Source organism: Streptomyces zaehneri, assembly GCF_032248645.1.
In the GTDB taxonomy this organism is placed as follows: domain Bacteria; phylum Actinomycetota; class Actinomycetes; order Streptomycetales; family Streptomycetaceae; genus Streptomyces; species Streptomyces coriariae.
Genome location: NZ_JASTTJ010000006.1, coordinates 214,644 through 233,830, shown reverse-complemented (window position 1 = coordinate 233,830; position 19,187 = coordinate 214,644). Strand labels below are relative to the sequence as shown.

The following is a 19,187-nucleotide window of genomic DNA, read 5'->3' as shown; positions in this document are numbered from 1 at the left end:
CCTCAGCCGTGGTGCACGGTGACCGCCGTGGCCAGCAGCCCCCGGCGGACGGTCCAGCGGCCGTCGAAGTGCCCGAGCCGGTGGCCGCCGACCACCGGTCCGGGGACGAGCAGCCGGGCGCGGAAGACGCCCTCCGCGCCCTCGGCGGGACCGGTCGCGGAGGCGGTGGCGGGAGCGAGGTCGATGTCCGCCTCGCTGAAGTCCAGCCACTTACGGGTGAGGGGGAACCACGCCTTGTAGACGGACTCCTTGGCACTGAACAGCAGCCGGTCCCAGTGCACCTCGGGGCGCCCCGCGGCCAGCCGGCCGATCCGCTCCGCCTCGGCGGGCAGCGCGACGGCGGACAGGACGCCCTCGGGAAGGGGCTCGTGGGGTTCGGCGTCGATGCCGATCGAGGCCAGGTCGGCGGCCCGGACCAGGGCGGCCGCGCAGTAGCCCTCGCAGTGGGTCATGCTGCCCGTCAGGCCGTCCGGCCACTGCGGGGCGCCCCGCTCGCCGGGCAGCACCGGCTGGGCGGGCACGCCGAGCTTCTCCATGGCGCGCCGGGCACAGGAGCGTACGACGGTGAACTCACGGCGGCGTTTGGCGACCGCTCGCACCACCAGCGCCTCCTCCTGCGGGTACAGCGGCGTGTTCCCGAACTCGCGGACGCCCTCCTCGCCGAAGGCCTCCACCGCCACCACCGACTCCGGCAGCAGTTCCTCGATCATTCGGTCCCGGCCTCCCTGGGCAGGATCCTGCGCAGCCGGCCCGGCGGCTGCGCCCGCTTGCGCCATTCGCGGGGGTAGCCCACCGACACCTCCTCGAAGCGGACGCCCTCGTGCCAGGTGGTCCGCGGGATGTGGAGGTGGCCGTAGACCATGGTCTCGATCCGGAACCGGCGGTGCCAGTCCGCCGTGAGCCCGGTGCCGCACCACATGGCGAACTCGGGGTGCCACAGCACGTCCATCGGGTGCCGGTGCAGGGGGTAGTGGTTGACGGGGACGACGGGCAGGTCGTCGGGGATCTCGGCGAGCCGCCGCTCGGTCTCGGCGACGCGGGCCCGGCACCAGGCCTCGCGGGTCGGATAGGGGTCGGGGTGCAGCAGGTACTCGTCGTTGCAGACGATGCCGGTGCCCTGCGCGTAGGCCAGGCCCTCCTCCTTGGTGGCGCAGCCGGCCGGGAGGAACGAGTAGTCGTACAGCAGGAACAGCGGCGCGACGGCCACCGGGCCGCCGGGGCCCTGCCAGATGGGGTAGGGGTCCTCGGGGGTGGTGACACCGAGGTCGCGGCAGATCTCGACGAGGTGTTCGTAGCGGGCGACCCCCCGCAGGGTGACCGGATCCGAGGGATGGGTCCACAGCTCGTGGTTGCCGGGGACCCAGACGACCCTGCGGAAACGGCCGGCGAGGGTCTTCAGCGCCCAGCGGATGTCGGCCACGTTCTCCGAGACGTCGCCGGCGACCAGCAGCCAGTCCTCGTCCGTCTCCGGGGCCATGGCCTCGACCAGCGCGCGGTTCTCCGGATAGCCGATGTGCAGATCGCTGATGGCCAGCAGTTGTCCGGCGCCACCGGCCGTCGACGTCACCTTCCGCCCCCGCTCACGAGCCCACTCTCCGCATTCCCTCGAATACACCAGTGCCACCACGAGAACACATTCACGCGTGCGGTACAAGGTCGGACCGGGCCGCCCGCCGGGCCCGGACACGGTCCCACCTGCGCCGTAGCGCGCCCCTACCCGAACAGGCGCCCCACGTGAACAAGATCGGAAAATCCGTAACACGGGCGTTGCACGCCGCACCCCCGGGAAGCCGTATGATCGCCCCAACACCACCGCCATGGACGACCCTTCCGCAGGGCGGTTTGGTGACCCACCAATTCCCCTGCCCGGGCCGGGCCCGCTTTGCCCTGCCCGCGAACCGTGAAAGGCGGCCTGCATGGTCTCTCGCGTACGCGTCTGGCTCAACCGCACGTACGCGGAGAACGTGTTCTTCACGGATCAGCTGCGACGAAATCCCAGCGACCGCGCCGTCGAGATCCACGCCACGCACGGTGACGCCGACTCCCCCGTACTGGCCGCCGCCGACACCGCCGAGCTGGAGCCGGAGGGCCTGTCCCCGGCCGCGTACGTCGAGTACGCCCTCGCGCAGTGCAAGCGCCGCAGCATCGACGTGTTCGTGCCCCGGCTGCACCAGTCGGCCGTCGTGGCGCACCGCGCCGACTTCGACGCGGTCGGCACGGCCCTGCTGGCGCCGCCGCCGGAGGCCGTCGCCGTCTTCCACGACAAGGTGATCGCGTACGAGGCCGTGCAGGCGATCGGCGTGCCCGTACCGCCGTGGTTCCGGGTCCGGACGGCGGACGAACTGGTGGCCGCCGTCGAGGAGTTGGAGGAGGCCGGGCACCGGGCGTGCTTCAAGCCGGCGTCCGGCGCGGGCGGCGTGGGCTTCCGGGTGATCACCCGTACCCCCTTCTCGCTGATGCACCTCAGCGGCTTCCCGACCCCGTACGTCCAGCTCGACATGGTGGTCGAGGCGCTGACGCGGGCCGCGGAGCAGGGCGAGGAGCAGATCGACTGGCTGGTCATGCCGCGCCTGGAGCAGCCGGAGGTGTCCGTGGACTGCCTCACCGGCCCGGACAACATCCTGCGGATGGCCATCGGCCGGACGAAGAACGGCCGCCGTCGGGGGTTCACCCTGCACGAGCAGTGGCTGGAGCCGGCGCGTCTGATCGCCGAGGGCTTCGGTCTGCACTACCTGTCCAACATCCAGTTCCGGATGTTCGGTGACCGGCCGGTCCTGATGGACGTCAACACCCGCCCGGCCGGCGGACTCCACCAGCTGTCGCTGTGCGGCGTCAACGCCCCTTGGGCAGCGGTGCAGTTGGCGCTCGGCGAGGACCCGGGCGAGATCGTGCCGCCGTTCCTGGGGCAGGACTACACGGTGGTGTCGGGGCCGCGTCCGCTGCGCGCGGTCACGCTGCCGCACCAGCGGGTGGAGGAGACCGCCGAGCCGCTGCTGTCAGCCGTGCCCGCGCCCGCCGACTCCGTCGAGGTGACCACGGCGGGTGCCGCACAGGCACTGCCGCTCTAGGAAATACCAGGACTCCAGGAAAGACCGAGAAGGACATTTCCCTCACCGGTATGGACCAATTCCGTCTGTCTGCTTGACAGGCGGATTGGTCCATACCAACTTTGTTGCGCACCCTCCTGCATTCCCCTGCACTCCCGAACACCCCCATTCCTTCAGGGAGATCGCGTGCGCACCAGACCCCTCGGACGCCCATGGCGTCGGTTCCTCGCCCTGCTCGGCACCGCCGGACTCGCCCTCGCCGGGGCCGTGGCCCTGCCGGGCACCGCTCAGGCGGCCAACATCCTCAGCAACCCCGGTCTCGAGTCGGGCGCCCTCTCGCCCTGGTCCTGCACCGGCAACCTCGGCTCCGTCGTCTCCTCGCCCACCCACGGCGGCTCCAAGGCCCTTGCGGGGGCGGTGGGCTCGAGTGACATCGCCAAGTGCGGCCAGACCGTCCCGGTCCAGCCGAACACCACGTACGCGCTCACCGGCTGGGTGCGCGGCTCCTACGTCTACCTCGGCGTCGACGGGGGCGCCTCCACCTGGACGTCGTCACCGTCGGCGTACAGCCGGTTGTCGGTGTCCTTCACCACCGGGGCCTCGCAGACCAGCGCGACGATCTACGTCCACGGCTGGTACGCCCAGGGCACCTACTACGCCGACGACATCAGCCTGGACGGGCCGGGCGGCGGGGGCGGCTCGGACACCCAGGCGCCGACCGCGCCGGGCGCTCTGACCTCGACCGGCAAGACGTCCTCCAGCGTGTCGCTGTCCTGGAACGCCGCCACCGACAACGTCGGCGTCACGGGCTACGACGTGTACAGCGGGTCATCCAAGGTCCTCACCGTCTCCGGTACGTCCGCCACGGTCAGCGGACTGTCCGCGAGCACCGGGTACACCTTCACCGTGAGGGCGCGCGACGCGGCCGGGAACACCTCCGGGGCCTCCAACTCCGTGGTCGTCACGACGAACGCGGGCGGCGGTGGCGGCACCGGGTTCAAGCAGGCGGCGCCCTATCTGTTCGAGGGCTGGGGAGACCCGCCGAGCGTGTCCACGGTGATGAGCTCGACCGGCGTCAAGTGGTTCACGATGGCGTTCATGCTGGACGGGGGCGGGTGCAACCCGATGTGGGACAGCAACCGGCCGCTGACCGGCGGGGTCGACCAGAGCGTCATCAACCAGGTCCGCTCGGCGGGCGGTGACATCGTGCCCTCGTTCGGCGGCTGGCAGGGCAGCAAGCTCGGCGCCAACTGCTCCTCGGCGAGCGCGCTGGCGGGGGCCCTCCAGAAGGTGATCGACGCCTACTCCCTCAAGGCGATCGACATGGACATCGAGAACACCGACGAGTTCGAGAACGAGGCCGTGCAGGCGCGGATCCTGACCGCCCTGAAGACGGTCAAGGCCAACAACCCAGGCCTGAAGACCATCGTCACCTTCGGGACGTCCACGACCGGGCCGACCTACTACGGCAACCGTCTCATCGAGCAGGCCAAGTCGCTCGGCGCCGACATCGACGTCTTCACCATCATGCCGTTCGACTTCGGCGGCGGTTCGGACATGTACGGCAACACCGTGAACGCCACGGAGGGGTTGAAGAACAAGCTGAAGTCCACCTTCGGCTGGGACGACGCGACCGCCTACGCCCACATCGGCATCTCCGGCATGAACGGCCTGTCGGACCAGCAGGAGAACACCACCCCGGCGATCTGGACCCAGATCCGTGACTGGGCCAACAGCCACCACATCGCCCGGCTCGCCTACTGGGCCGTCAACCGCGACCGGCCCTGCCCGGGCGGTGGCGTGGTGAGCAACTGCTCCGGCATCAGCCAGAGCACCTGGCAGTTCACCTCGATCACGGCCGGCTTCACCGGCTGAGCATCGAGGACGCGAGGCGAAAGTCCCCCGGACCACGGTCCGGGGGACTTTTTCGGCGAGGGGGTGTATCAGGATCCGGGCGCCTCGCTCTTAAGAGTGAAGGGCCCCACGGGGGAGCAACCGGGGAAGCACGGGGCTCCAGGGGGAAGCACGGGGATCAACGGGGGAAGTCCGGGAATCGACGGGGGATTCCCGGCGGTACGGGGGATCGGGTCGGTCGGCCGCTGTCACGGGGAGCGACCGACCGGCCCGCATCATCTTCCCCGCCCGCCGTACGGCCGGTCCGGCCGCCCCGGCCCACCCGGCTCCGGCCGGGGGCCGGCAGGGTGCCTCAGAAGCGTCCCGACCCCCGGTACAGCTCCAGTTCGCCGTCCAGTTCCAGGGCCAGGACCGTGGCGTGCGGGTCGAGGTCACATCCGCCCGGCGGGTCGATCCACAGCACACCGACCGCCTCGTGCAGTCCTCCGACGACACGGTGGGCGAGTTCCGTTCCGGTACCGAGCACGGTGACCCCGCGGACCGGTGTGACCAGACCCCGGACGCCGATCTCGGAGCGCGGGATGTCGAACAGGGTGAGGTAGAGGGTGCGGCCGTCGGCGGAGAGGGTGCTGGGCCCGTAGTGGTGCCCGGCCGACAGCCCCCGCACCGTCCCGTACACGGCCTGCGCGTGCTTGCGGATCCACTCCCCCAGGCCTTCGAGGCGCTCGACCTGCGGCTGCGGGATGGTGCCGTCCTCCATCGGGCCCACGTCGAGCAGCAGGTTGCCGCCGCCGCCGATGGTCTCGGCGAAGTAGCGGACCAGTTGGGTGAGCGACTTGTGGTGGTGGTCATGGTGCCGGTAGCCCCACGAGTCGTTGATGGTCAGGCACAACTCCCACGGCCCGGCGGGGGGTTCGATGGGGGCGCCCTGTTCGGGGGTGGCGTAGTCGCCCTCGCTGAGCATGCGGGCGTTGAAGACGACGTCCGGGGAGTACGAGCGGATCAGCGCGGCGAGTTCCTTGATGCGCCACTGCTCCTCGCTGCGGTCCCACTCGCCGTCGAACCACATCAGGTCGGGCCGGTAGCGGGAGGCCAACTCACGTATCTGGCCGTCCCGGTAGGCGAGGAACCGCTCCCAGGCCTCGAGGTCCTCGTCCTCGGCGGAGCACTCGGAGTAGCGGTTGTCCTCCATCTCCGGCGGGCGGCCCGGCTTGCGGGTGGTGGCGTAGTCCGGGTGGTTCCAGTCGGAGTGCGAGTAGTACAGACCGACCTTGAGCCCCCTCTCGCGCAGGGCCTCGGCGTAGCCGGTGAGATAGTCGCGGCCCAGGTTCAGATCCCCGTACGCGGTGTCCCACAGGGCGACACCGTCGTGGTGGCGGCTGGTGAGGACGGCGTAGCCGGCGCCGGCGCGGACGAACAGGTCGGCCCAGGCACGCGGATCGTAGTGGGCGCCGGTGAAGCGGTCGAGCTGGGACAGGTACCGGTCGTGGGGCACGATGTCGTCGTAGAACGACCAGGACTCCTGTACGCCGTCGACGGCGTAGATGCCCCAGTGGACGAAGATCCCCAACTTGGCTTCGGTGAACCAGGGTTGCATGGGCACGACTGAACTCCTCCGCAGAGCAGGGAACTTCGGGCCGGGGCGGGCGCGCGTCGGGTCGCGCCCGCCCCGGGGGGCCGCGGCTAGCGGCCTGTCGCGGCACGCTCCAGACGGAGCGTCAGGATCTGGAACGGCCGCAGTACGACGGCGACCGTGCCGTCCTCGCCGACGACCGCGGGCTCCAGCGGCCGCTCCAGCAGGTCGGTCACCTGGGCGCCCGCGAGCGGGAAGCCGGTGCGCAGGGTGCCGGTGGAGCGGCCGCCGCTGGACTCGTAGAGCCGGACGACGACATCCCCCGACTCGTCGTCGGCGAGCTTGACCGCCTCGACGGTGACCCCGGCGCCGTCCACCGAGACGACGGGCTCGGGGGTGGTGTCCGCCGCGTCGGCCACGCGCAGCGGGAGGTTGAGGGAGTAGCCCTCGGCGACCGCGTCCTCGATGCTCGCGCCGGGGAGCAGCGCGTAGCTGAAGCGGTGCCGGCCCTGGTCCGCCTCGGGGTCCGGGATCCGCGGGGCGCGGACCAGGCTGAGGCGTACGGTGGTGGTCGTGCCGCCGTCCTCGCGGACCGTGCGGGAGACGTCGTGGCCGTAGGTGGAGTCGTTGATGACCGCGACACCGTAGCCGGGTTCGCCGATGTGCACCCAGCGGTGCCCGGAGACCTCGAACCGGGCCGCCTCCCAGCTGGTGTTGGTGTGGGTGGGGCGCTGGATGTGGCCGAACTGGATCTCGGCGGAGGAGTGCGGCGCCCGGACGTCCACCGGGAAGGCCGCCTTGAGGATCTTCTCCGCCTCGTGCCAGTCGATGTCGGTCTCGAAGTCGACGCGGGGGCTGCCGGCGCGGAGCGTGATCGTCTGGGTGATCGTCGAGCCCTTGCCGAAGGAGCGCGTGACCCGGATCGCGCCGACGAGCGGGTCCTCCTCGACGACCGTCACCGCGTCCGGCTCCAGCAGGTCGGTGTACCGGTTCTGGTAGTGCTTGTCGATGTCCCAGGCGTCCCAGTAGTTCGGGAGGTCGGTGTGCAGGCGCAGCAGGTTGCCCTGGTCGGCGAGGACTTCACGGTTCGCCCGCAGATCGAATACGGACGACAGTGTGCCGTCCTCCGCGACCTGCACCCGGACCAGCCCGTTGTCCAGGACATGCCCGGAGACCGTCACCGGCCGCGGGGGCTCCGCGCCGGTCAGCGGCGCGCTGCCGCTCGCGGGCACCTCGACGTACGCCGGTGCGCCCTGCGGCGTACGGACCACCTCGGCACGGCGGAACGGGCTGGTGTTGAACACCCGGAGCGCGCCGCCCCGCCGCCCGCCGCCCAGCGCGGCGACCGCCTCGGCCGTCAGCACCTCCAGCTCCTCGGCGACCCGTGCGTACTCGGCCTCCGCCTCGCGGTGCACCCAGGCGATCGAGGAGCCCGGCAGGATGTCGTGGAACTGGTGCAGCAGCACCGTCTTCCACAGCCGGTCGAGCTTCGCGTACGGGTAGGCGTAGCCCGGCGCGTGCAGCGCGGCCGTCGTCGCCCACAACTCCGCCTCGCGCAGCTTGTGTTCACTGCGGCGGTTGCCCTGCTTGGTGCGGGCCTGGGTGGTGTACGTGGCCCGGTGCAGCTCCAGGTAGAGCTCGCCGACCCAGACGGGGGCGTCCTGGTACTCCGCGCGGGCCTTCGCGAAGAACGCGTCGGGGTGCTCGACGACGACCTTCGGCGAACCCTCCAGGTCGGCCAGCCGGCGCGCCCGTTCCATGATCTCGCGGGTGGGGCCGCCACCGCCGTCGCCCCAGCCGAAGGGGGCGAGCGAACGCTTGCCGCCGCCCTTCTCGGAGTAGTTGCGCACGGCGCGGTCCATCTCCTCGCCGCTGAACCGCGCGTTGTAGGTGTCGACGGGCGGGAAGTGCGTGAAGATGCGGGTGCCGTCGATGCCCTCCCACCAGAAGGTGTGGTGGGGGAACTTGTTCGTCTGGTTCCAGGAGATCTTCTGGGTGAGGAACCACTCGTTCCCGGCGAGCTTGGCGAGCTGCGGGTAGGCGGCGTTGTAGCCGAAGGAGTCGGGCAGCCAGACGCCCTTGGTCTCGATGCCGAAGTGCTCGATGAAGAACCGCTTGCCGTGCACCAGCTGGCGGGCGATCGCCTCGCCGCCGGGCAGGTTGCCGTCGGACTCGACCCACATGCCGCCGACCGGCGCCCACTGGCCCTTCTTCACCGACTCCTGGATGCGCGCCCACACCTGCGGGTAGTTGTCGCGCACCCACTCGTACTGCTGGGCCTGTGAGCAGGCGAAGATGAAGTCGTCGTACTCCTCGGCGAGCGAGGTGACGTTGGAGAAGGTGCGGGAGGTCTTGCGCTTCGTCTCGCGGATCGGCCAGAGCCAGGCGGAGTCGATGTGCGCGTGACCGACGCCGGAGATGGTGTGGGCGCTGGCGTGGGCGGGGCTGGCCAGCACCGGCGCGAGGACCTCGCGGACGGCCGCGGCGCTGCCGGAGACGTCGTCCAGGTCGAGGGCGTCCATGGCCCGGTCCAGGGCGTGCATGATCTCGTGCCGGCGCGGCTCGTGCTCGCCGAGGTGGACCATGAGTTCGCGCAGCACCTGGAGGTCGAGGTCGAGGTGCCAGACCTCCTCGTCGAGGACGGCGATGTCGGCGCGGCGGAATGTATACAGTGGACGGTCGCCCGCCGTCAGTACATCGCCCAGCAGGGTCGGGCCGGCGAAGTCGTTCGCCAGGATGTCGGGGTTGGAGGCCGCCTCGACCAGGTAGTCGATGCTCTCCCCGCCGGTCGCCGGGTTGCCGATCGGCACGTACTGGTTGAGCGGGTTGACCGCCTTCAGCGGCGTCCCGTCGGTGCGGTGCACGAGGGCCTCGGCCTGGTTGCCGGGCCAGTCGCCCACGAAGCCGAGGTCGATGACGGCCTCGACGCGCCTGCCGGCCCACTCGGCGGGCACCTGTCCGCGCATCCGGAACCAGGTGGTACCCCAGGGCGGGCCCCACGGGGTGTCCATCGCGAAGGGCTCGTAGGCGGCGGCCGCGGCCTCCGCGAAGGGGACGGGCTCCCCCGGCGCCTGCCAGGCCTCGACCTCGAAGGGCACGCTTGCCGCGTAGATCGCGGGCTTGACGCGCTGGTTGTGGACGCGCTCGACGCGCTCCTCGATGCGGCGGCGTTCGTCATGCATGGGGAATCTCCAGAGAGGGACCACGAGGGGCGGGGAGGCCGTGGGGCCGGGGGACGCGCCGGTCGGAGGGAAAGCGCGGGGAAAGCGCTTTCCCTCCGGGGCTCACCTAAGGTACGCCAGCCCGGGATGGACGTCGGTATAGCCCTCGACCAGCTTGCGGGCCACGTTCACCGAGTCGACCAGCGGATGCAGCGCGAAGGCCTTCACGGCCGTCGTGCGGGAGCCGGACTCGGCGGCGGCCAGCACCTCGCGCTCGACGCCCTTCACCGCGCAGACCAGCCCGGTGGCGTGGTCGGGCAGCGGGGCCACGGCCACCGGATGCGCGCCGTTGGCGTCGACCAGACAGGGCACCTCGATGACGGCGTCCGCGTCGAGCACGGAGAGGGTGCCCTGGTTGCGGACGTTGAGGATCAGGGTGGTGCGCTCGTCCCGGGCGATGGCCCGCATGAGGGCGAGGGCGACCTTCTCGTAGCCGCCGGAGAGGTCGTCGGCGTCCCGCTCGCCGGCGCCGGCCGTCTCCCGGTTCTCGGCCATGTAGGTGGCCTCGCGTTCGGCGCGGGTGCGGTCCCAGGCGGTCAGGGCCGCGGCGTCGGGGCGCTTCATCTCCTCGTAGAAGCGGGCCTGCTGGTCGGCGAGGAAGGCGCCGCGGGTCTTCTCGACCTGCTGGTAGGCCCGTACGGCTTCCCGGTTGAAGTAGTAGTAGTGCAGATACTCGTTGGGGATCGCGCCGAGCGTCTGGAGCCAGTCGACGCCGAACAGCTTGCCCTCCTCGAAGGAACCGAGCAGGTCGGCGTCGGCGAGCAGCCGCGGGAGTTCGTCGCGACCGGCGACCCGCAGCCCGCGGACCCAGCCGAGGTGGTTGAGACCGACGTAGTCGATCCACGCCTGCTTCGGGTCCGCGCCGAGCACGCGGGCGATCCGGCGGCCGAGCCCGACCGGCGAGTCGCAGATGCCGATCACCCGGTCGCCGAGGTGACGGGACATGGCCTCGGTGACCAGGCCCGCCGGGTTGGTGAAGTTGATGACCCAGGCGTCGGGGGCCAGGCGGGCCACCCGGCGGGCGATGTCGACGGCGACGGGGACCGTCCGCAGACCGTAGGCGATGCCGCCCGCGCCGACCGTCTCCTGGCCGAGGACGCCCTCGGCGAGGGCCACCCGCTCGTCGTGCGCGCGGCCTTCGAGGCCGCCGACTCGGATCGCGGAGAAGACGAAGTCGGCGCCGCGCAGGGCCTCGTCGAGGTCGGTGGTGGCGGTCACCCGGGGCGCGTCGGGGACGACGGCCGCCTGCTCGTTCAGCACACGGGCGACTGCATACAGTCGACTGTCGTCCAGATCATGCAGAACGACTTCCGTGACCCGACCCTCGGCGCGGTCCGTCAGGAGCGCTCCGTACACGAGCGGCACCCGGAACCCGCCGCCGCCCAGAATCGTCAGTTTCACGCTTGCACCTTTCCTGCCACGACCACCTCGACGCCCGCCTCCTCGAAGGAGGACCGGGTCGCCGGATCGACCGGCGTGTTCGTCACCACCACGTCCAGGTCCTCGGGACCGCAGACCTTCGCCATCCCCGTACCCGGGAACTTCGCCGAGTCGGCGAGCAGGACGACCTTGTCACCGGCCTTGATCATGGCCCGCTTCACCGGCACCTCGACGACCGTCGTGTCCATCACCTGGCCGCCCGGACGCACTCCGCTGGTCCCGAGGAACAGCCAGTCGGCGTGCAGCTGGCGCAGGTTGTCCTCGGTGAGGAAACCGACCAGCGAGCGGTACTCGCGGCGGACCATGCCACCGAGCAGGACCAGCTCGATGCCCTCGTCGTCGGCGAGCTCCTCGTAGACCACGAGGTTGCTGGTGATGACCGTCAGCCGGCGGCCGTGCAGCTGCCTGGCCAGGCGGTAGGCGGTGGTGCCGATGTCGAGGAGGACCGACTGACCGTCGGCGACCATGGCCGCCGCATGGGCCGCTATGGCGTCCTTCTCGCCCACCCGCACTTCGGCGACCTCGGCGAAGGGCTGGTCGCCCTCCTCCGCGACGGCACCGCCGTGCACCCGGGTGAGCAGGCCGTCCTCCTCGAGTTTCACCAGGTCACGCCTGATCGTGGCGGGGCTCACGCCCAGCTGCTCGGAGAGATCGGTCACGGCCGCGGGGCCACCGGAGCGCAGGGCCCGCAGGATGAGTTGATGTCGTCGTTCTGCCAGCACGACGTGAACACTACTCGTCATCTTCAATCAAATCCATGCTCACTTCTGCTGAGGTATTGACCAATGTCGCCGAGGGGCGCACGATTCCGGTCACCGAATTGAAGAGTTCTGACGAGCTCCCCCCGACGGGACGAGCTCCCCCGGCGAGGAGGATGTGCGGTGGACGACGACCGGCCCGAGGTGCTGCTCACCGGGCTGCTCTTCTACGACCTCGTCCTCACGGGGCTCGGCGGACCGCCGAAGCCGGGCGAGGAGATCTGGACGGCCGGCATGGGCTGCGGCCCCGGCGGCATCGCCAACCTCGCGGTGGCCGCGTCCCGCTTCGGCCTGAGGACCTCGCTGGCCACGGTCTTCGGCGACGACTTCTACGGCGCCCACTGCCACGAGGTGCTCGCCGGCCAGGAGGGCGTCGGCCTCGCTCTCTCCCGCGTGGCCGCCGGATGGCACACGCCGGTCACCGTCGCGCTCGCCCACGGCCACGACCGCGCCCTGGTCACCCACGGCCAGGAGCCGCCGTACTCACCGGACGTGCTGATGGGCGACCCGCCCGAGGCGCGCACGGCCCTGGTGCACCTCGAGGCCGAACCGCGCGCCTGGCTCGCCAAGGCGGCCGCGAACGGCACCCGGATCTACGCCGACGTCGGCTGGGACCCCACCCGGCAGTGGTCCACCGACCTGCTCGACCAGCTCACCCTGTGCCACGCCTTCCTGCCCAACGAGACCGAGGCGATGGCGTACACCCGCACCGACAGCGCGATCGCCGCGCTCGGCACACTCGCGGAACTGGTGCCGGTGGCGGTGGTCACCCGGGGCGCCGACGGCGCGATCGCGGTCGATCAGGCGACCGGTGAATACGCCGAGGTCCGCGCCCTCGACATCGATGTCCTGGATGCGACGGGCGCCGGTGACGTGTTCGGCGCGAGCTTCGTGGCGGCCTCGCTCGGCGGCTGGCCGCTGGTGGAGCGGCTGCGGTTCGCCGTCCTCGCCGCCGGGCTCTCGGTGCGGCACCACGGCGGGGCGCTGGCGGCCCCCGGCTGGTACGGCGTCGACCGCTGGTGGCGTTCACTGCGCGACCCCGAGCTCAAACAGGCGTACGGCTTCCTCGCCGACCGCATCCCGGCGGACGTCGGCCCGCCCGTGCGGTACGCGCCGGTCACCCCGCCCGCCCCGCGGTCCTGACCGCGCCCGTATCCAGAAGACCCCACACATGCCCCTCGAAGTGCAACCCGTCTGCGAAGACGCGAACAGATCCGAAAGGCGGTGGGAGCTGTGCGGCTCTCACGTAGAGGCCTGCTCCGTGCGGGCCTGGCCGGTTCGGCCGCCACGGCGCTCGGCGGCATGGCGTCCGGCTGTGCCGTACCGACCGGTTCGACCGGCCGGAACATGGTCCTGTGGTACTGGGACGGAGGCCTGGGCGACACGGTCGTCAAGAACGCCAGGGCCCGCTACGACAGCGCGGTCGACCTCCAGGCCATCAAGATCGGCGGCTACTACCGGTCGAAACTGATCACCACGATGGCCGGGCGCGCCCACGTCCCCGACATCGCGGGCCTGAAGGGCGAGGACATGGCGTCCTACCTGCCCAACGCCGACCAGTTCGTGGACCTGCGCACGCTCGGCGCGGACAGGTACAAGTCCCGGTACCTGCCGTGGAAGTGGGAGCAGGGCATCGCCGACGACGGCAGGATGGTCGGCTTCCCGATCGACTGCGGGCCGGTGGCGCACTTCTACCAGTACGCCGTCTTCCGCAAGGCGGGACTGCCCTACGAGCCCGCCGACGTGTCGAAGGAGCTAGACACCTGGGAGAAGTTCTTCGCGGCGGGCGAGCGGCTCAGGCAGCGGATACCGGGGACCTCGCTGCTCACCGACATCAACAGCGTCTTCGAGAACGTGGTCCAGCAGGGCAGCGCACGGTACGTCGACAAGGACCGTCACTTCATCGGCGACCAGGAGCATGTGCGCAACGCCTGGGCACTCGCCGTGGAGGCCAAACAGCGCAGGATCGTCTCCAACCTGGTCAACGGCACCCCGGACCAGCTGTCGGCCGTCGAGGACGGCAAGCTGCCGAGTCAGCTGGGCGCCTCCTGGGCCACCAGCGACCTCAAGAACGGCGTGCCGAAGACCAAAGGCCGTTGGCGGGTGGCCGACATGCCCGTGCGGCCCTCCAACAACGGCGGCTCCTTCCTGTCGGTCACCAAGGCGTGCCGCGAGCCCGGCCGGGCGTTCGAGATCATCAGCTGGATGCTCGACGCGGGCAACCAGGCGCAGGGGTTCGTGGACGCCGGGCTCTTCCCCTCGACCCCCGCCTCGTACGAACTGAAGCAGGTGCGCGAGCCGGACGAGTTCTTCGGCGGCCAGGTCACGATGGACGTCTTCGGTCCGGCCGCGCAGAAGATCGCGGTCGCCTACAACAGCCCGTTCGACATCGCGCTCGGGCAGCCCGTCAAGGACGAGATCAAGAACGTCGGCGTCCTCGGCAAGGACCCGGACCAGGCCTGGAGTGACGCCATGAGCAAGTGCCGGCGCATCGCGAAGCACCTGGGGGTGAGCTACTGATGGCCACCCTCCCCGCGCTGGAGAAGCCCCCGGCGGTCATGGCGGACGTCCCCGTCACCCGGCCCCGGCGGGGCTTTCGCAAGTACTGGCACCTCTACGCCGCGATCTCCCCCTTCTACCTGCTCTTCCTCTGCTTCGGCCTGATCCCCGTCGGCTTCTCGCTCTACCTCTCCTTCCATCGCTGGGACGGCCTCGGCTCGATGGAGTGGGCGGGACTGTCGCAGTACCGGTACCTGGTGAGCGACTCCGAGTTCTGGAGCTCGATCGGGACCACGATCGTCATCTGGGCGTTGGCCACCTTCCCCATGATCTTCCTGGCGATGGTGACGGCCGTGATGCTCAACTCGGCGGTCCGTTTCAAGAACCTTTACCGCGTCGCCTACTTCCTGCCGAACGTCACCTCGGTCGTGGCGATCGCGATCATCTTCGGCTCGGTCTTCTCCACCAACTTCGGCCTGGTGAACGCTTTCCTCCAGGCAATCGGTTTCGACCAGATCGCCTGGCTGAACACCCCGTGGGGCATCAAGATCGCCATCGCGACGCTGATGACCTGGCAGTGGACCGGTTACAACGCGATCATCTTCCTCGCCGGTCTCCAGACCGTCCCGAGCGAGCTGTACGAGGCGGCGCGGATGGACGGCGCCGGGCCGGTGCAGACCTTCTTCCGGATCACGCTGCCGATGATGCGGCCGGTGCTGCTGTTCGTGCTCGTCGTGTCGACGGTCACCGGTCTGCAGAGTTTCTCCGAACCCCAGGTGCTGCTCCAGAACACCTCGAACGACTCGACGTTCTCGGGCGGTCCCGGCCACGCCGGCCGGACGATGGTCCTCTACTTCTTCCAGCAGACCTTCGACAACAACGACTTCGGCTACGGCGCCGCCGTGGCGTGGGGCATCTTCCTCGTCGTCGTCCTCTTCTCGATCATCAACTGGCGGCTGGTACAGCGCCGGGGCGAAGAATAGGGAGGCCCGCACACCATGGCATCCACCCAAGAAACACGGCGCGCCAAGAGGATCGACGGGTCCCGCCGCAGGGGGGTCGGGCTGCACGCCGCTCTCGTCCTCGGCGTCCTGCTCTCGGCCTTCCCGTTCTACTGGGCCGTGATCATGTCGACGCACACGTCGTCGGAGATCTTCTCCTACCCGCCCAAGCTGCTGCCGGGCACGCACTTCCTGGAAAACGTCCGCAGCCTTTTCGACAACATCGACTTCTTCGGCTCGATGGTCAACTCGCTGCTGGTGGCGGGATCGGTGACCTTCCTGGTCCTGTTCTTCGACTCGCTGGCAGCCTTCGTCTTCGCCAAGTTCGAATTTCCGGGCAAACGGTTGCTGTTCGTGTTGCTCATGTTCATCTTCATGGTCCCGGCGCAGCTCCAGGCCATCCCCCAGTTCGTCATCATGGCGAAGCTCGGCTGGATCGGCTCGATGACGGCGCTGATCGTGCCGGCCGCCGCCAACGCGTTCGGCATCTTCTGGATGCGTCAGTACATGAAGGGCGCGATCCACGACGAACTCCTCGACGCCTCCCGCATCGACGGCGCGAACTTCCTGCGCCAGTACTGGCACGTGGCCCTCCCGGTGGTCCGGCCGGGACTGGCCTTCCTCGGCATCTTCACCTTCATGGGCCAGTGGAACGACTACGCCTGGCCCCTGATCGCCCTCACCAACCCGGACAACGTGACCCTCCAGGTCGCGCTGTCCCAGCTCAACGGCACGCACGGCACCACGGACTACGGAATGGTCATGACCGGCGCGCTGCTCGCCCTGGTCCCGCTGCTCATCGTGTTCGCGATCGGCGCCCGTCAGATGATCGGGGACCTCGCGAAGGGAGCGATCAAGTGACCGATCCGCTGGTGGCGCTCCGCCCCTGGGAGGCACCCGAGGTGACCTCGTGGGGACGGCTGCCCATGAACGCCGTCGACCGGCGCTCCGGAGCGAACTCCCTGGACGGCGACTGGCGGTTTCGGTTGCTGTCCGCTCCGGACGCGCCGGTCGGCGGTCCCTGGTCGACGGCATCCGTGCCCGGCGCATGGACCATGCAGACCATCGAGGGCAGTGCCGACCTTCCGCAGTATCTGAACGTCCGTATGCCGTATACAGAATTCCCCCCACTGTCGCCCGCGGACAATCCGACGGGTGTGTACGAGCGGGAGATCGACGTCCCCGCCGAGTGGGCCGGGCGCCGCATCGTGCTCCAGGTCGGGGCCGCCGAGAGCGTGCTGCTCGTGCATGTGGACGGGCGGCCCGTCGGCATCTCCAAGGACTCCCATCTGGCCGCCGAGTTCGATCTGTCGGGCGTCGTACGCCCCGGCGGCCGGTCCGTGCTGCGGCTGACGGTCGTCAAGTGGTCGGACGCCTCGCACATCGAGGACCAGGACCAGTGGTGGCATGCCGGGATCACCCGCCCGGTGCTGCTGTACGCCACCGACCCGCTGCGGCTGGCCGACGTGAGCGTGCGAGCGGCGCGCGACGGCGAGCTGCGGGTCGACTGCCAGGTACGGGACGCGGGCGGAGCCCTGCCCGCGGGCTGGTACGTGAGCGGGGAGCTGGACGGTCTGCCGCTGGCGCAGGACGCGGAGTTCGACCTGGCCAACGCAGAGGAGGAGCGCGTCTCCGCCTTCCTCGGCGAGGCACGGCTGCGTGCGCGGGTGCCCGAGGTGCGCACCTGGACGGCCGAGACGCCCGAACTGTACGACCTCACGGTCCGGCTGCACCGCGCCGACGGGACCGTCGCCGACACGTCCCGCCACCGGGTCGGCTTCCGGGACGTGACGATCGTCGGCCGGGATCTGCTGGTCAACGGCGAGCGGGTCTTCATCCGGGGGGTGAACCGGCACGACTTCCATCCCCTGACGGGACGGACGGTGTCGTACGACGACATGCGCGCCGACCTGGTACTGCTGAAGCGTTTCGGCTTCAACGCGATCCGCACCGCGCACTACCCGAACGACCCCACTCTCTACGACCTCGCCGACGAAATCGGTTTCTACGTCGTCGACGAGGCGGACATCGAGTCCCACGACCACGCCCACGAGATCGCCGACGACCCGCGCTATCTGAACGCCTTCGTCGACCGGGTCTCGCGGATGGTGCTGCGGGACAAGAACCACCCGTCGGTCATCGTCTGGTCGCTGGGCAACGAGTCGGACTACGGCGCCAACCACGACGCCGCAGCGGGCTGGGTGCGTCGGCACGACCCCACCCGGCCGTTGCAGTACGAGGGGGCCGCCAAGCTCGGCTGGGCCGATCCGCAGGTCGCCTCCGACATCGCCTGCCCGATGTACGCGCCCCTGGAGGACTGTGTGGCGCACGCGCTGTCCGGGCGGCAGACCAAGCCGCTCATCCAGTGCGAGTACTCCCACGCGATGGGCAACAGCAACGGCACGCTGGCCGACCACTGGGCCGCCATCGAGGCCACCCCGGGTCTTCAGGGCGGGTTCATCTGGGAGTTCTGGGACCACGGCATTCTCCAGCGTGTGAACGACGGAAGACCGGTCGGGCGTGGGGGCGCCGGGCTCTATGACAACGCTGTCGCCGCGCCCGGACACCGCTGGGCGTACGGCGGCGACTTCGGCGAGAAGGACCACGACGGCGCGTTCGTCGCGGACGGCGTCGTCTTCCCGGACCGCACCCCGAAACCGGTGATGTACGAGCACCGGGAACTCGCCGCACCGGTACGGCTGCACGGCGTCGGACCGAAGGGGGTGACGGTCTCCAACCACCAGCACTTCCGGGGCCTGGAGTGGCTCGCGGGCGAGTGGGAGCTGTCGCTCGCCCACGGCGGGACGCTCACCGCACAGGCCGAGCTGCCCGGCCTTCCCCCGGGCGGCACGGTCGAGGTGCCGCTGCCGTTCGCGTTGCCGGACGACGGCGGCGAGGCGTGGCTGACGCTGCGGGTGAGGACGGCACAGGATCTGCCGTGGGCTCCGCGGGGCACCGCGGTGTGCGCGCCGCAGGTGCGGCTGCGGGCGCCGGCGCCCGTCGAGGACCCGGTGGGCTCCGGCCGCGTCGAGATCGACGCCGACGGGCTCCTCGTCCACCCTCTGCTGGCCTCCGCGCCCGCGCTGTCCCTGTGGCGGGCACCCACCGACAACGACGAGCTGGGCGGGGCGGCGCCGCGCTGGCGGACGTGGGGCCTGGACGCCCTCGTGCGCAGGCTGGTGTCCGTACACCAGGAGGGCGACGGGGTGACCGTGCTCGCCGAGTACGCCGGCACCACCGGCGTCGTCCGGCACCGGCAGGTCTTCACGCCGGTCGAGGGCGGCATCCGGATCGACGAGCAGGCCGAGCTGCCCGCGGAGTTCGACGACGTGGCGCGTGTCGGCTCGGTCTTCGAGACGGTGGCCGGACCGGACCGGTTGGACTGGTTCGGACAGGGCCCCTGGGAGTCGTACCCCGACCGGAGCGCGGGCGCGCCGGTGGGCCATCACCACGCCCGGGTCGACGCGCTGTTCACCCCGTACCTGCGTCCGCAGGAGAGCGGCGGCCGGCACGGTGTGCGGCGCTTCACGCTCTCCGCGCCGGACGCCACGGGCTTCTCCGTCACTCTGGACGAGCCGCGCCAGGTCTGCGTGACGCGCTACCGCGCCGAGGACCTGACGGCCGTCACCCATCATGACGAACTCGTCCCACGCGCCGGCTGCGTGGTGCACCTCGACGCGGCGCACCGCGGCCTCGGCACGGCGTCGTGCGGCCCCGACACCTTCCCCTCCTACCTCGTCGCACCGGGCGTCCACCGCTGGAGCTGGACCCTGCGCGTCCTCTGAACTCCCTTT

General features: G+C 70.5%; 13 protein-coding genes. 7 read left to right on the top strand and 6 right to left on the bottom strand.

Annotated features, from left to right (window positions below; genetic code table 11):
* Window positions 1-2: 2 nt before the first annotated feature.
* Window positions 3-710 carry a 4'-phosphopantetheinyl transferase family protein gene (locus tag QQM72_RS12855; protein WP_314220975.1) on the bottom strand — a complete coding sequence of 236 codons (708 nt, stop codon included), beginning with the start codon at window positions 708-710 and terminating at the stop codon, window positions 3-5.
* On the bottom strand, window positions 707-1,567 hold the full coding sequence (locus tag QQM72_RS12850) for a metallophosphoesterase family protein (protein WP_314220974.1): 861 nt from the start codon (window positions 1,565-1,567) through the stop codon (window positions 707-709). The genes QQM72_RS12855 and QQM72_RS12850 overlap by 4 nt, the downstream gene beginning before the upstream one ends.
* A gap of 349 nt (window positions 1,568-1,916) precedes the next feature.
* Between QQM72_RS12850 and QQM72_RS12845 the strand changes: the two genes are divergently transcribed.
* Window positions 1,917-3,068, top strand: coding sequence for an ATP-grasp domain-containing protein (locus tag QQM72_RS12845; RefSeq protein WP_314220973.1), 1,152 nt, complete (start codon window positions 1,917-1,919; stop codon window positions 3,066-3,068).
* A gap of 165 nt (window positions 3,069-3,233) precedes the next feature.
* Window positions 3,234-4,922 carry a fibronectin type III domain-containing protein gene (locus QQM72_RS12840; protein WP_314220972.1) on the top strand — a complete coding sequence of 563 codons (1,689 nt, stop codon included), beginning with the start codon at window positions 3,234-3,236 and terminating at the stop codon, window positions 4,920-4,922.
* Window positions 4,923-5,253: 331 nt separating this feature from the next.
* On the opposite strand, the gene QQM72_RS12835 is transcribed toward QQM72_RS12840, so the two are convergent.
* The 4 genes from QQM72_RS12835 to QQM72_RS12820 all read right to left on the bottom strand — a co-directional run bounded on the left by QQM72_RS12835 (window position 5,254) and on the right by QQM72_RS12820 (window position 11,857).
* Complete coding sequence (locus QQM72_RS12835) at window positions 5,254-6,504, bottom strand: alpha-L-fucosidase (protein ID WP_314220971.1); 1,251 nt, start codon at window positions 6,502-6,504, stop codon at window positions 5,254-5,256.
* Window positions 6,505-6,584: 80 nt separating this feature from the next.
* Complete coding sequence (locus tag QQM72_RS12830) at window positions 6,585-9,656, bottom strand: alpha-mannosidase (RefSeq protein ID WP_314220970.1); 3,072 nt, start codon at window positions 9,654-9,656, stop codon at window positions 6,585-6,587.
* 102 nt (window positions 9,657-9,758) lie between these two features.
* Entirely contained in the window at window positions 9,759-11,096 is a 1,338-nt protein-coding gene (locus QQM72_RS12825; protein ID WP_314220969.1) for a 6-phospho-beta-glucosidase, read from the bottom strand.
* Window positions 11,093-11,857, bottom strand: coding sequence for a DeoR/GlpR family DNA-binding transcription regulator (locus QQM72_RS12820; RefSeq protein ID WP_020129352.1), 765 nt, complete (start codon window positions 11,855-11,857; stop codon window positions 11,093-11,095). Before QQM72_RS12820 ends, QQM72_RS12825 begins: the two co-directional genes overlap by 4 nt.
* A gap of 159 nt (window positions 11,858-12,016) precedes the next feature.
* Here QQM72_RS12820 and QQM72_RS12815 point away from each other — a divergent pair, with 159 nt between their 5' ends.
* From QQM72_RS12815 to QQM72_RS12795, 5 genes are all read left to right on the top strand, one after another.
* Window positions 12,017-13,036, top strand: coding sequence for a carbohydrate kinase family protein (locus QQM72_RS12815; protein WP_314220968.1), 1,020 nt, complete (start codon window positions 12,017-12,019; stop codon window positions 13,034-13,036).
* Window positions 13,037-13,126: 90 nt separating this feature from the next.
* Window positions 13,127-14,413 (top strand): ABC transporter substrate-binding protein, encoded by a 1,287-nt coding sequence (locus tag QQM72_RS12810; protein ID WP_314220967.1) that lies wholly within the window; start codon window positions 13,127-13,129, stop codon window positions 14,411-14,413.
* On the top strand, window positions 14,413-15,375 hold the full coding sequence (locus QQM72_RS12805) for a carbohydrate ABC transporter permease (protein ID WP_314220966.1): 963 nt from the start codon (window positions 14,413-14,415) through the stop codon (window positions 15,373-15,375). Before QQM72_RS12810 ends, QQM72_RS12805 begins: the two co-directional genes overlap by 1 nt.
* A gap of 15 nt (window positions 15,376-15,390) precedes the next feature.
* Window positions 15,391-16,254 carry a carbohydrate ABC transporter permease gene (locus tag QQM72_RS12800; RefSeq protein ID WP_314220965.1) on the top strand — a complete coding sequence of 288 codons (864 nt, stop codon included), beginning with the start codon at window positions 15,391-15,393 and terminating at the stop codon, window positions 16,252-16,254.
* On the top strand, window positions 16,251-19,178 hold the full coding sequence (locus QQM72_RS12795; RefSeq protein WP_314220964.1) for a glycoside hydrolase family 2 TIM barrel-domain containing protein: 2,928 nt from the start codon (window positions 16,251-16,253) through the stop codon (window positions 19,176-19,178). Before QQM72_RS12800 ends, QQM72_RS12795 begins: the two co-directional genes overlap by 4 nt.
* Window positions 19,179-19,187 lie beyond the last annotated feature (9 nt).

What these genes read in the sequence shown, in the direction of transcription:
- QQM72_RS12855 (WP_314220975.1), bottom strand. Translation starts at nt 710, where the DNA reads ATGATCGAGGAACTGCTGCCGGAGTCGGTGGTGGCGGTGGAGGCCTTC.
- QQM72_RS12845 (WP_314220973.1), top strand. Translation starts at nt 1,917, where the DNA reads ATGGTCTCTCGCGTACGCGTCTGGCTCAACCGCACGTACGCGGAGAAC.
- QQM72_RS12830 (WP_314220970.1), bottom strand. Translation starts at nt 9,656, where the DNA reads ATGCATGACGAACGCCGCCGCATCGAGGAGCGCGTCGAGCGCGTCCAC.
- QQM72_RS12805 (WP_314220966.1), top strand. Translation starts at nt 14,413, where the DNA reads ATGGCCACCCTCCCCGCGCTGGAGAAGCCCCCGGCGGTCATGGCGGAC.
- QQM72_RS12800 (WP_314220965.1), top strand. Translation starts at nt 15,391, where the DNA reads ATGGCATCCACCCAAGAAACACGGCGCGCCAAGAGGATCGACGGGTCC.